Below are 13,579 nucleotides of genomic sequence, written 5' to 3'. Positions count from 1 at the left end.
AGAGTAAAGTACTCTCGTACAATAACTATTGTAATGCTACTAATTAAGTTGCTTAAATCTAAATAATTAAACATAGCTGCAAACATGAATCTCAATTTTTTATTCGGCTTTATCATAATTATTGTTGGCGGTGGTGCAGCAATAGTTGCGCTTCGTTCAATGTTAGAAAATGAAATTTTTATGAAGGATAGTATATGGCTATGAATAATTCTAAATTCGATAAATACTTATTGCGCTCATTTTTAAAAAATACTGGACTTGCAATAATTTCAATTAGTGCAATAGCATTGGTTATATTTGCATGTTATGTGGTTTATATAGGAATAGGAAAAGCATCAACTTATGTATTCAATAACTTTGTACTAACTCTAAAAACTATTGGCTATATCGTATTATTTTTAATCGCTTTAAATTTAGTTATCTGTTTTATTGAAAATGTTATCAAAGAAGCCAATCAAAAAAGGAGTGAAGATAGTTCAGAAGATAATGTATGAGGGTAATAAAAAGTATCATACTGGCTTACTCTCAACACTTTGATTTTTTGGTCTTTATCTCCATCAAGTGTATTTTCTAAAATATAGTATGAATCTTTTACCCTCATACACTAAGGGGTTAAGAAAGGTTTCGGCAAGAAACGCCCCTCAACAAAACACCTACGATAAAAAAGTTTTAGTGATCGTGGTGATCTGTATCAATTACGTCATTATTGTTTGCATTAAACTTAGCCTGCTCTTTATAAAAATTATAGTCGGCATTGTCGTATACAAGCTCTTTTGGGTAAGGGATACCCATTTCATCAAGCTTTAAAGCGTAATAATGCGGTATTGGCTTGGTTGGATTGAAGTATGGTTCAGGGTAGTACTGAGTAACGACTTTAGCGGAGTAGGAATTAACGAGTTGATCTACATCGCTTTCTATTGTTTTTTGTTGGTCATTGTAATAAGAGTCAACAAGCTCTTTGTCTGAGTGGCTTGCTGCACAACCTGAAAATATTAAAGGTATTAAAATAGCGATAATTCTATAATGTTTCATTTTAAATAGGCCCAGGTGTAGTGTATATTTAATGGAACGTTAAAATACTTTTGATTATACATGACTTTTAAAGATGCTGTAACACCACCTTTTAGCAGAGGAAAAAGAGAACATAAGTTCTTGGCTAAAATGTTAAAATCTGAAAAAGATAAGATTAAGCTTTATACCAAAAGTTTAAGAAAAATTACTTTTAATGAGTTTTTAATTAGAGCAACTTTAATTTTAGTTGTGGTTTTTGCGTTAAGTTTTTGTATCTTTGGCGTATACCTATCTTTGAACGGTTTATTCTCAAAAGATGTGCATTTAGGAATGATTGGCATTATAGGTGATAGTAGTAGAATAATATTATGTACCATCTCAGCTATATTGTGCGCGGTTACAGCTTTCAAACTGTTTAAGAAAGCAAAAATTGACTGGAAAGAACATCAGTCATCAAAACGATATGCCAAAGCAATAACGAAAGAGTACCAGTCATTAAATAATTTGATTTTGGAACAGATTAAACAAGATAAAACAGGCAGTTATTGGCTGAACAGCAAAGAGATCCTGAGCATAACAGAGCAATACGAAGATAACATAAATGAAAACACAAAAGATTATCTGGTAAGTTTTACGCAAGATACGACTAAAAAGTATGTTAGGTTTTACATATATAATAATTCGCATATCTCTAATGGGTATACCAATGTTTTACATATACACTCGACTACTTTAACAATTTATTCACACTGTCTAAGTTATTCGGATTCGTTGAGTGTTAAAGACCTTTTAGATATTTCTGTTAAAAGTATTTGCATAAATTATTAGTTTTACTATAATACTTTTAAGAACAAAATTTAAATGTTTCTTACGACATTAAAAGAATGGGAGGCTTATAGCTTCCCATTTTTCTTTTTAAAATAACTATTATTTTTCTAAAACATCATTTGCCTTTTTCTCAAAACCCTTAACTTCTGCTAAAAGTTCTTCATTTTGGGCCATTGTGTCAGTAAAGGTCTGTTTCGAGAATTTAATGAATTCCAATGCATCATTGATCGATTGCTCTTTGCTTGGCTTCACGTACTTCGGGAGCTTATTGAATTCAGTATCCACATTTCTTTTGATCGCAGAAAAGTCTTTATCAAGCGACTCGAATGCTGCACTGGTTGACTCAAGCTGTATACGTTCAGAAACTCTATGGTCGATGTTTTGGAACACCAGGAACACACATACAAAAACTAAACTAGCAATTAAACTATTTTTTAGAACAACTGTATCCATTTTAAAACCCTTTAACATTTCTTTGATATTTTTAGTATAATCACTTTAATGTCTTTAAAATTTTTTTAAAAAATATGTCTAAAGCCTCCAACGTTGAGCTCTTAAACTTTTATAGTCTTGTTAAAGTACCTTTTAAATATGCTCACAAAGAGGTGTTGTTCTCCATTTCTATTTTATATTTTAACGGTAAAACTAAATCATACGTTCATTATCACAAATTTGAAGATGAAGAATTGCAGACTGTTCTAGGGTATGTGGTTTCGGAGAGTCTGGCGTGGACCTTTGGATCTTTGAAAACTGATAAATTCACTGTTAATCAGAATTTTATTTTCAATACTGTGCAAGAAGTGGAAAAAAGCCTTAAAGAACAAATAAATGCTTTATATAAAAGCACGGGTATAAATGCTAAGTTTTCCATGCAATATGCCTTAAAGGATAAGCCATCTGCAGAAAACAACGACTTATTAGAGAAGATATTTGCGATTGATAAAATGCTACCATTTGCTTTTACATTTAATAATAACGGCGGTTATGAAGTTGCATTAAAAGAATGTTCGTTAAAACTAATTAATGATATTGGGTTTTTCGCTTAAAAGTCCTTAAACTATTAAATACCACTTCATTAATACTTATTTTTAATTATAATGTGGGGTATTAGTAGTTTTAAGTTAGGTCATTAATTAGTGAATAAGAAAACCCTTACCATAGCGATATTGTCAGTTTTGCTATTTGGTTGTGATAAGTTAAAGCCTTCAAATACTGATACTGCATCTCAAGAAGAACAAATAGATCCCATTGAAAAGAAAGTTGAGGAACAAGTTCGCAAATATGATGAACGTGTTACCACTTACAATCCATCTAACTACAAATTACCTCAATCAAGCCTTTCTACCACCAGCCACAAAGTAGCGTGTAATTTTGGTGTAGGGGGAGATCTACCAGCTTTGGCATCAAATGGCATGTTCTCACAGCCGTTATATCGTATTGAAGCTGAGCAGATCATGGATAAAGTTCAGGGCGATGTGATGTATGCCCCTTATTCAATCGCGACATCTGTTGAGGGTGATGTTTTATATGAATCTGAAATTGATAGCTTTGATCGACAGTTAAATACATTACGAAGTTATCAAATTAAATCATCTGAACAAAATATCATTTCGTCATCTGGCTTTTACACCAATTCAAACAAAGCTGTTCGTATGGCACCTATCCGCAGTTACCCGGTTGCTTATGTGAAGCGCTTGGACGGCGATATTGTTTCTACATCTATGTTTAATGATGCATGCGACAAAGAAGTAGGTGTACGTAACTACAAATGGCGCGAAATTGATGTGTCGGGCAAACCATATGCAAGTTTAGCATCCACTGTATCTGAGCAAATTGTTCGGGTGAATCAGTTTGGCATGTTCACCAGTGCATCAAATTTTTACAGCTACTTCAGTAGTGAGTTTGGCAACTTCTTGGATGCAAATAACAAGTTTAGATCCGCATTGGAGAAATCAGGACGTTTCCCTAAAGGTTCAAAAATCTACGTTCCATCTGAGATTAAAACGACTGATGAAACACTGGTGATTACGAAGAACCCTGAGCTTGAAATTACAGACTTCCAAAAAGACAAGGTTTTAGAGGCATACAACAAAGAGGCCAAAATGCGGAATCTTGGCCAGATCGTATTCAAGGTCTACAACCTCAAAAACAATACTGTTTTCTATACACCATGGAATGAAACCAAGCACCGTGAAGCGGTCGAGTTTGAACCTATTGTTGTTATCGATGGCAAGGCTTATTCAGCAGTTTGGCATGTTCCTAATACTTTGACATTCAATGATTCGACCAGTGCTGGAAACTTAACGTATTACAACGCTACGGCGCATAACGCATTCGTCAATGCTGTTAAAGGTATATACCAAGGTCAGCAAAGCATGGTTGGTACAGAGCACGAAGATGATACCGAATATTCAATGAAGACTGCAGTTGAATACCAGAAAGCTCAGGCAGAGAAATAATATGGAATTAAGCACTATTGAAAAGAATACCGAAGCTCAAGACATTCAATCTGATGCGTATGACCAGCGTGTACATTCAGTATTGATAGTACCTGAACATGCCCTAAAAAAAATTGAGTCGATGATTTTGGCTACTGGTCATGTACAAAGTGACAGTACCAATCTTTTAGAAGTTTTAAGGCCAATGCCTGAAGAATTCAGAAAAGACGTTGATAACACCGAATTTACAGAAAAAGAAAACGGCGACATCGGTGATGCAGCCGTGGTCATTGTTGATGGTTTGATTCACGACACAAAACGCGGTGTTTGGATCTCTCAAAATTGGGGTTGTGGTAGTCCTAAATTCACCAAGCTTATTCAGGCTGGAGCTGAGCCACCAATTGAACTGATTGGCAAAAATAAGGGGGATAAGTTTAGTGCGACTTTAACGCACGAATTTCAAAAAGCGTATGAGCGAATGGGTTATACCCAAAAACAGGTCGGTTTTATACACATCCTATCAAATGGTGCACCAACGACTTTCTTTAACTACCTGAGTGACGAATTGCTGTGCAAACTGGAATTCATATCAGTAGACAACAACCGTTTAAACGCCTCACAAACTAACTTTTACAGTGCCGTAGAGCGAGGATCTGTTTCAGATTGGGGAGTGAGCTATCACAGAAAACCTTTTAACTTAGAAAATTACCCGATCAATTCTCTATTGGTGTCGGGATTAACAATAACTTTTATTTTGTACCTGATTTACAGCTATCTTTTTGGAGCTTAATAACAAATGAAATATTTAAACAGACCATCTCAAAACCGCGAAAACCATCATTACTTTAATCAACAACAGGGCGACAATAGAAAACAGCACAATCCGAACCATCATCACCACTCTATTAGCTTAAATGATGTATTTCGGTCGTTATTAGCCCTTACTCAACTAGACAAAGACATCCCGACATTGATCAAGCTTTTTGAAGAACAAGGGCTTGAAATATGCGAAACGCGTGTACGCACTTGGTCAACACCCGTGCATATCAACAATAGACCAATACCACACATTATTTTTGTTGGCTTTATGAAATTACTTGAGCGCATCAATGCTGAAGCGAAACTCAAAGATATTAATCTGTTTGATCTGTCAGAGATCTTGGACGATATACGCAACTAACAATTAAGTGGTTTAGCTATGACTGAAGAAATAAATAGTAATGAAAAAAAAGATGGTCCTATTACGGATGTAGGTAAAAAGTTTGCTGGTGCACGTAAAGACAACCCATCACCAGACTTTTCAGGCAACATGAATGGAATTAAGTCTGACAGCCTAGTGACTAAAAAGGAATATTGGCAAAAGCCTGATTTTAGAGCTGATGCCCAATCTGGCCACAAACCTGTAAAACATGCACTATTATTTTCTTTGGTCTATGCAAACTTAACCAACAAGCCTTTAGGGGGTGGTTGGTTTAGCATAGGTCAAAAGCAATGGGATGATGCCTACATTGCTACACTACACTTCTTAAAAAACAAATATGAAAGCTCACACTACGAACGTTTAGAACAACTGACAGACGACTTTAATGCGTACATGACCGTTAAGTTTGGTGCTGGACGAAGTGAAAAAGATATTTTAGAACGCTACTCAGCTGGACGACATACCAATCGCAGAGTTAAACACCCACTATCATTTAGTTCAGACACACAGTTACGCTTAAATAATCTAATCCCTTTAGGATGGCCAGACGATCGTGTACTTGATGCAGATAATTATGGTGCCAAAAAGTTATTAAACACTGAGACTGGTCAATATAAGTGGTATGCCGTTAAATCCATTTCAGCAAAGCGCTTTCAAACACTAGATAATTGGACAGAATACGACACATTCAATGCAGCACTAGAAAAAGTAAAAACATTTTTTCAGCCAATTTTAGATGAACGAGTCATAGAACCCAAAAAAGGACGCGCAAAACCCCCAAAAAGACCGCGCTACGACAGAGTTGAAGTACGCGAGGGTAAGGACCATCGAAAGGGTGAAAACATCGATAGCCAGTTGCTTATGGACTATTTCAAATTTTCTGGAGTCGAGTTCGGTAATTGGGTAAATCAAAAGGAACGTGCATGGTTTCTGAATTGCACGTATGACTCACTAATGGATCTTGTCGAACTTCTAGGTCTACCCGTTACGTTCGCATCTTTAGGCGGTAAGCTAGGAATAGCATTCGGTTCGCGTGGCACAGGCGTTGATAGCGCAGCAGCTCACTTTGAACCAGGTAATATGCTTATTCATTTGACCAAGACGCAAGGTGTTGGAGCACTAGCCCATGAGTTCGCGCACGGATTTGATTGTGTTTTGGCAAAACGAAACGGACTCAATAATAACTTTTTTAGCGAATACTTTCTTTACACCAGTAAAGGGCGTTACTCAGTACAGAATCATCAAGAGTCAGCATACAAACATCTTAAAGATGGCCAGACTGCAGATAAGTTTATCAAGCTGGTTAATTATCTTACTTTTAAGTCAACCAAATACCTTGATTACGAAGAAAGACAAGGCGGTACGGGCTTTATGAATAACGCCATGCACCTAGATCAATCACGGTCAATGTATTGGTCACAGCCAACAGAAATCTTTGCCAGACTGTTTGAATGTTGGGTGACGGATAAGCTGGCTGAAAATGATCAACAAAATGGGTTTTTGGTGCACGGCACAGAAGAGTCGGCAAATAGTTGGAATATGAAGTTAAGCGCATATCCAACAGGCAGAGAACGGGCAATTTTAGTTGATTTGATGGATGATTGGCTAAAAGCATTAGTGAGGTCGTGGACGAAATGAATGCAATCACTAAGACCTCAAAAAAAGAACGGATCTTATTCAATAATCCCAAAGCAACACGACTTTACAGGGAAGCAATAACAGAGCTTATTGCGTTTAAACCTTGGGAAGTTAACGCCACTGAGAATATGCTTACGATCTGCAACACCTACCGCTATGTCGTGAATAAACGTTGTTGTTTAGGGTACGAGTTTTGGTGTTACGACCGAAGCGAAAAAGAATGGGTACGTGTTAAGCCCTCAAGCGGTCGCCACAACTATGGGAAAAACTGGTGCAAAACAAATGACAAAAACAATGGTCTACAAGGCAGTAAAACGAGCAGATTTTGAGTATTCAAACGCAGCGCGTGGATACGTGTATCGGGGAGAGAAAATATCTGATGCTGAAGCGGAAAAACTAAAGCATAAATGGGCTAAAAAAGACCTGATGGACAATGCAAAAAAAGATGGATCGTTCACACCAGAATCATTAGAAATGTTCAAAACCTTGGTGAATCATGTATCACCACGGGAGTTGACCGCCAAACAGCAAGCTTTGACATACCATAGCCTTAAACGCTACACAGATTGCGTATTTAACCTTTATGAAGTCACCGCTAAACAAACACCTCCAGCAAAACTAAAACGACCGTACAGCATGCCTAGACTGGATGGTACGGATAACCCTTGGAACCAAGGCAAACGAGAAAACGATGTCTATATATACAAGGGGATTGAGTACAAAGGCATTGAAGCGGAAACAGCAATGCATAAAGTGGTGATTGCATCAGAATTAACGGCAATTGCCGGATTGGATAATCAGTTAGCGAATCTGGCCAACGAAACAGGTGTAGCGTTGTTTTCAGAATTTATTGAAGTTGCACACCAGAACAATGATTTAAAGGATTTAACATATGTAGTTTTTGATTATGTAAAACATCTAATTGTGACGATTGATCGCTATTTTGATTTAAAACTGAAATCTAACGTGTCGGTCAGTATTTCAGTGAACCGAGTAGCTGGCTATTCAAGGTATAGCATAGTTCAACGGAAATAGACGCACGAACGCAACCAGTGACATTACATGTGTCGTCAATGACAGCTTATGTGTCTCGAACGTGCACGTAATTTTGGATTGATTGGTTTGAATGCAGAAAATGTAAATTATGCAAAGTAACACCATGAATATAGCTGATGATTGTACGGTAGTACGTAGACCGTATCAAAGAATGACGACAGCTAACATGCTTAAGATTTGTTATAATAAACAAATTGTTAGTATCTAAACGACACATGAGCTGTCATTTTTTGGAAATTGCGACTACCCTATTCATTTTAATTCGAACTTTAACTTATGTTCACCTGAAGTCTAGTTAATAAAACTTTTAATAATTTTATTTATTATTTTCAATAACTTATATAAATAAAAAAATAATTATAAATTTTTGGTTCATGAACCTAATGAATTTATTGATACTTTTATAAAATAGAGTTAATTTGTCCGAGAGATATGGGTAGATATCTATTTTTGGTCTTTTTAGTGATTAGAGATATGACCATTGTCATCAAATTTTAAGGAATTCCTTAAGTTTTTTTCTTATAATTCAATAAAATAATTTTGAATACTCAAAAATTAAATGTAATATAAGTCACATTATGAACCGTTAAGTGAAATACGTTTTGCTTAAACGAATGATTGAGTTAGATCATCTAAATGATGATCGTGCTAGAAGACTCAGGTTTTACACCAAAATATTTGGCAGACTTTATTTTAAATACAATCCTAAACTGAATATAAAAAACCTTCGGAGGGCTTATTTGGCCAAACTAACCATCAACCTGAAAAAACTAAATTCTTACGCTAAGTATTTTTTCTAAAAGACACCGTACATATAGCATTACTTTATGTTAATAAAAATTTAGCATCATTTTTGACGCTTATTTGTTGTATGTGCAAAAGCAAGACATTTTAAATAAAGAATCTTTTAATATGAAAGTTACATATCCAGAGACAGGTATATACGAGCACGAACTCAAAGCAATTGATAAGATTAAAAAGGTCTTTGATCGTGGCGAAAAAACTAAAAACTGGCGAGCATATGCTGGTTTTGAATTTATGCATAAAAATGGAAAAAAAGCAGTAGCGAAAGGTAGTTCTGAGAAATTTGAATATGATCTCCTAATTATTACTCATGCAAACATTTTGGTCATTGAATTCAAGGACTGGAACGGTAAGGAAATTACAAAAGTTGCAGGAAAATGGTACGTAGGTAATAAAGAGCAAGATTCATGCCCTGTAGCTAAAAATGTAAAAAAAATGCAAATTATAGTTAATAAACTAAAGGATAAAGTTTCAGAAAAGAAAGCTAAGGGCATTACATTTCATTACCAAAGTGTTTCTCACTTTGTTGTCATGTGTGGTAAAGCAGATTATTCGCGCCTGCCTCCAGAAGATTTAGAGCACATTCTTTCGATAGATGAGTTTATACAATTAGCTCAACAGAAGAATTTTAATAATATGTTCCGCAAGCATCTGGAACGTGATGGTCGCATATATGATATTAAAAAAGAATATCACGCCATTATTGATGAAATTTTTGCGCCTGACCAAATTCAACCACGCTCTTTGATTATTAATAATCATGAACGAGGTGACTTGATCTTACCGCATCCTAAAAAGATTTATAGCGAGTATAAAGCGCATTCATTGACCATCGTTGGTGAAAAATCTTTAATGCGTTGTTGGGATTTTAATGAATTCAAGTTGAGTAACTCAAGAATGAGTCAGCCTCAACATCGATTCAACTTGATCTGCAATGAGCGCCGGGTTTTCCAAAAAATTAAAACAGAAAAGCCTGATCTTTATCAAAGTTGTTTGCACCCGATTACAAACCCAAGTCTTGATGACATGACATCAAAATATAATGAGTTGTATGAGTTGCCTGAGAACAGCTATCGAGTCAACGAATTCATCGGCGCTTATGCTGAGAAAATGTCTGAATCTGAGAAATTGGATTTATTCCAGATTTTGCTTGGTAAATTTAATCACCTACATCAAATGGGAATTACTCATGGTGATGTGGGTGATCATAGTGTGTGGATCTCTTATAAAAAGGAGATATTGCTATCCAATTTTTCGGCAGCAAATGATCAAACACAGCCCTCGAAAATTGACCCTGAACTGGCTAACGAACTCCCATTTTTGAATACAACAGCTCATCTTCCGAATCTTGCGCTGACAGCTGCACAAAAGGATGTGTATTGGTTAGGGCAGTTAATCCTTCATATTTGGAAGAATGCTCGACTGAGCCCACGTTCATTGAAAAAATTTAGTCTTGAGGAGCGAGATCAGAACCACTGGTTAGAGCGTATTTTAACACGAGCTTTGACAGGGAAATATGATAATGCATGTGCAGTATTCCAAGATTTCTTAGCTCAAAAACCTGCTGAACAAGTTAGTTATGAACTTGATGCAGATGTACTGAATCCATATTTAAATCAGACAAATACCTATATCAGTTACCCGATATTTGGCGCGCCTATTGATGCTAACCAAAATTTTACACTCTATGCATCAGGCAACATGTTAGTCAAAACATGGATGGGTAAAGTTGCATCTGCAATGACAACTTATCAAAAGAGTTGTTTTAAGCGATTCTTTGAAGAACTTAAAATGACGCAGGCTCTCAATTTGCCATACCTTCCTAAGATTATTGATTTTGGTTTATCAACTAGCACAGCATGTGTGTATCTAGTAACTGAAATGGTAAAGGGTGAAGCTTGGTCAACGGTTATTGAGGGCTTAACTGAGGATGAAAAAAATGAACTTTCACTTCAGTTATTGCATTCTCTGAAAAAATTTCATGAGCATGGCTTTCAACATGGAAACTTGGATGATGAAAAGATTCTAGTAGATAAAACAAACTTGAAAGTTAGTTTTAATGATTGCTTCCATCCTGAAGTACCACAACCTGATTCTTCTAATGCTTATTTCCCATCTGATATTGAAGATCCAACAGTCATTCAGTGTGACAACTTTACTGCATTGAAATTAATCGCAGATCTATACGATATAGACTTGGCTGTGGATGATGTGGCTTCAATGGATCCTACTTTATCCTGGCTAAATACAGCCTTGAGCATAGAAGGAATGGAAGATCCAAGTGTACGCTATATTGATAATTCTCGCTTTATAGAGGCATTTGAATGTAAGGGTGCTATTGTAAAAGAAGCTCCTCAGATTAGTATTTATACAAGTAAGGTTGAGACGCCCTTTACGATTTATCCCGAAAACGGCAAAGTTTATATCCAACTTGAGGCAGCAAGTGAGGGGGATTTTCGATTTACACTTAGCGGAATCAATGGCATGTTAAAAGGGTTTTATAAGCCCCATGAAAATCAATTAAGTTTCCTTGATTTTGTCAAAAAACAAGACCTGTGGTGGAAGGCTAGTAGGGATGCAGATCTGACTATTGATGTTAGCATTGAAGTCCACCCGATATCTGGGATGAGTAAGCGTGACAACATTGTAGAGTTAAATGACTTCTTAGCAAAAGATCAAAACTTTAAGGATGCTATTGAACAGTTTAAGCAAGCACAGCTCAAAAGGACTCAAGAGAAAGAGGAAACATTACGGGCTCTGCGTGAACAAAAAGCATTACAAGAAGAGATAGGCGATGTTATAGCTACTGATGAGCTTATGGCACAGCCAATGAGTCATCTGCCTACACATAGCCACTTAATTGATATTGAAACGAAAGAGTTGTGGAAAAAAGTCATGGCGACTGAGCGTCATGCACATCCTACAATCACTCTGTCTGAGCCGTTAAAGATAGTTTCGAGCAAACATTTTAAAGATTCAAAGAGTGCTATTGCATACTATGACTCTGCAGAAGATGTTTCAGCTAAATTTTCAAAGACCGATAAAGTCGATGTAATGTGCACTAAAGAAACTGGGGCGGGAGGTGATTACACTTTCTGCATAGGTACGGTGAATATTGCGCAATCAAAAGTCGGAGAATTGTGGATCGATTTTTGTAAAAAAACAAATGAAGTTCCTGAAGAAGCAACACTGTTTCTACAAAGCAAGGCAGATAAGTCATCTAATCGGAAACGTGCAGATGCTCTGACAAATATTCTGAGTAATAAGGCTGTCATTGAAAATCTCGTAGATTACTTTGAACCATCATTAGTGATTGAAGCAAAAGATTATGAGATTGAAGTGCCTGATGAAGATCTAGATCACTATAACAAATACAAAAATGGGGAATTGGTTAAAGCCCTCAATCCATTACAACGTAAAGCGTTCCGTAATGTGCTTAAGTATGGACCTGTATCACTATTAAAGGGACCACCAGGAACCGGCAAAACTGAATTTATCTCTATACTGGCTCACTATCTCTATGATAAACAAAATGTATCTAACATCTTAATTGTTAGTCAGTCGCACGAAGCTGTAAATACAAGTGTTGAGCGTATACGTCAGCTATGCACAGAGTATGACACACCATTAAGTATTGCTCGAATAAGCAATAAAGAGAGTGCTGTGTCTCCTGAATTAAAAGATGTCTATACAGGCTCAATTATTACGAGCCAGATAGAGCTGTTTAAGTCTAATATTAAAGAAAGAGTGCTTGAGCTTGCAAAAGATTTATCACTTGAAGCTGAATACTTGAGCGATCTTTATGAAATCAGAGTCACTATTTTAAATAGTCTTAAATCTGCGTATCAGTCAATCGACCAAGATGATCTTGATCAAAAGTTTAGTTTCTCATTAGAAGAGTATACCCAGGCTTTCAAATCAGCAATGCATAAGCTGAAGAGCATGTTTGACGGAAATCAAGACTTTTGGGATCAACTGGAAGACTGTATCAATGATAAAGAGATAACAGTATTAAACCAGTTAAATAAGATCGACATGATTACGTTCGCAGCACTTAATCAATACTACGGGGTATCTAATGAGGAAGGACTTAAAGCGAAAGCCTTGATCAATATTGCCCTAGATTATGAACCATTAATTGAAAGCCAAAATGCTAATTATGAAAGTTTTCTGGTCAAAACAAGGCAATTAGTCTGTGGCACATGCGTTGGTGTTGGCCAACAAAGTATTGGAATCGCCAATCACGTATTTGATTGGGTGATTATTGATGAAGCAGCACGTTCAATCGCTTCAGAATTGGCAATTGCAATGCAGTCAGGTGCACGTATTTTATTAGTTGGGGATCAAGACCAACTTCCTCCACTATATTCGAGCGATCATATAAAGGCTTTAGCTAAGCAACTTAAGATATCAGATGATGATTTGGAAGATAAATTACAAAGCGACTTTGGCCGTATCTTTAATTCACATTATGGACTAAAGGCTAGTTCAGAACTCTTGTCACAGTACCGAATGAGTCCGAGCATCGGCGAATTAGTTTCAGACTGTTTTTATGAAGGAAAACTTGAAACTGAAGTTGTCGATTCTCGTGGTGAACCGTACC

11 protein-coding genes are annotated in these 13,579 nt (G+C 36.3%); 9 read left to right on the top strand and 2 right to left on the bottom strand.

All coding sequences use genetic code 11. The features are described 5' to 3' along the window. Positions 1-194 precede the first annotated feature (194 nt). The gene (locus Aba26S_RS19455) at positions 195-494 is read left to right on the top strand and encodes a hypothetical protein (protein ID WP_005005752.1); all 300 of its coding nucleotides are present in this window, start codon (positions 195-197) and stop codon (positions 492-494) included. A gap of 175 nt (positions 495-669) precedes the next feature. Here the strand turns inward: Aba26S_RS19455 and Aba26S_RS19450 are convergent, their stop codons facing one another. Next, a complete protein-coding gene (locus Aba26S_RS19450; protein ID WP_005005750.1) occupies positions 670-1,032 on the bottom strand; it encodes a hypothetical protein in 363 nt (120 codons plus the stop codon). A 60-nt stretch (positions 1,033-1,092) separates the two neighbouring features. Between Aba26S_RS19450 and Aba26S_RS19445 the strand changes: the two genes are divergently transcribed. Then, positions 1,093-1,839, top strand: coding sequence for a hypothetical protein (locus tag Aba26S_RS19445; RefSeq protein ID WP_043974467.1), 747 nt, complete (start codon positions 1,093-1,095; stop codon positions 1,837-1,839). Between the two features lie 99 nt (positions 1,840-1,938). On the opposite strand, the gene Aba26S_RS19440 is transcribed toward Aba26S_RS19445, so the two are convergent. Further along, on the bottom strand, positions 1,939-2,292 hold the full coding sequence (locus Aba26S_RS19440) for a hypothetical protein (RefSeq protein WP_005005748.1): 354 nt from the start codon (positions 2,290-2,292) through the stop codon (positions 1,939-1,941). Between the two features lie 74 nt (positions 2,293-2,366). Between Aba26S_RS19440 and Aba26S_RS19435 the strand changes: the two genes are divergently transcribed. From Aba26S_RS19435 to Aba26S_RS19405, 7 genes are all read left to right on the top strand, one after another. Beyond that, on the top strand, positions 2,367-2,885 hold the full coding sequence (locus tag Aba26S_RS19435; protein WP_005005747.1) for a hypothetical protein: 519 nt from the start codon (positions 2,367-2,369) through the stop codon (positions 2,883-2,885). A gap of 90 nt (positions 2,886-2,975) precedes the next feature. Beyond that, complete coding sequence (locus Aba26S_RS19430; protein ID WP_042892765.1) at positions 2,976-4,298, top strand: hypothetical protein; 1,323 nt, start codon at positions 2,976-2,978, stop codon at positions 4,296-4,298. 1 nt (position 4,299) lies between these two features. Further along, a complete protein-coding gene (locus tag Aba26S_RS19425) occupies positions 4,300-5,067 on the top strand; it encodes a hypothetical protein (protein WP_043041614.1) in 768 nt (255 codons plus the stop codon). Positions 5,068-5,073: 6 nt separating this feature from the next. Then, on the top strand, positions 5,074-5,457 hold the full coding sequence (locus tag Aba26S_RS19420) for a hypothetical protein (RefSeq protein WP_042892771.1): 384 nt from the start codon (positions 5,074-5,076) through the stop codon (positions 5,455-5,457). Positions 5,458-5,475: 18 nt separating this feature from the next. After that, the gene (locus Aba26S_RS19415; RefSeq protein ID WP_042892775.1) at positions 5,476-7,116 is read left to right on the top strand and encodes an LPD1 domain-containing protein; all 1,641 of its coding nucleotides are present in this window, start codon (positions 5,476-5,478) and stop codon (positions 7,114-7,116) included. 228 nt (positions 7,117-7,344) lie between these two features. Next, positions 7,345-8,151, top strand: a complete 807-nt coding sequence (locus Aba26S_RS19410) for a hypothetical protein (protein WP_010591556.1) — start codon at positions 7,345-7,347, stop codon at positions 8,149-8,151. Between the two features lie 933 nt (positions 8,152-9,084). Next, on the top strand, positions 9,085-13,579 hold a 4,495-nt coding region (locus tag Aba26S_RS19405; protein WP_252322567.1), incomplete at its 3' end, for an AAA domain-containing protein.

Origin of the sequence: Acinetobacter sp. NBRC 110496 (assembly GCF_000876115.1) — a bacterium.
GTDB lineage: Bacteria > Pseudomonadota > Gammaproteobacteria > Pseudomonadales > Moraxellaceae > Acinetobacter.
Note: the sequence above shows the minus strand (reverse complement) of the source record. Positions and strands in the feature narration are given on the sequence as shown.

Excerpts from the sequence above, each read along its gene's own strand:
- Aba26S_RS19450 (WP_005005750.1), bottom strand. The coding sequence starts at position 1,032 with ATGAAACATTATAGAATTATCGCTATTTTAATACCTTTAATATTTTCA.
- Aba26S_RS19425 (WP_043041614.1), top strand. The coding sequence starts at position 4,300 with ATGGAATTAAGCACTATTGAAAAGAATACCGAAGCTCAAGACATTCAA.
- Aba26S_RS19435 (WP_005005747.1), top strand. The coding sequence starts at position 2,367 with ATGTCTAAAGCCTCCAACGTTGAGCTCTTAAACTTTTATAGTCTTGTT.
- Aba26S_RS19420 (WP_042892771.1), top strand. The coding sequence starts at position 5,074 with ATGAAATATTTAAACAGACCATCTCAAAACCGCGAAAACCATCATTAC.
- Aba26S_RS19415 (WP_042892775.1), top strand. The coding sequence starts at position 5,476 with ATGACTGAAGAAATAAATAGTAATGAAAAAAAAGATGGTCCTATTACG.
- Aba26S_RS19455 (WP_005005752.1), top strand. The coding sequence starts at position 195 with ATGGCTATGAATAATTCTAAATTCGATAAATACTTATTGCGCTCATTT.
- Aba26S_RS19445 (WP_043974467.1), top strand. The coding sequence starts at position 1,093 with ATGACTTTTAAAGATGCTGTAACACCACCTTTTAGCAGAGGAAAAAGA.
- Aba26S_RS19440 (WP_005005748.1), bottom strand. The coding sequence starts at position 2,292 with ATGGATACAGTTGTTCTAAAAAATAGTTTAATTGCTAGTTTAGTTTTT.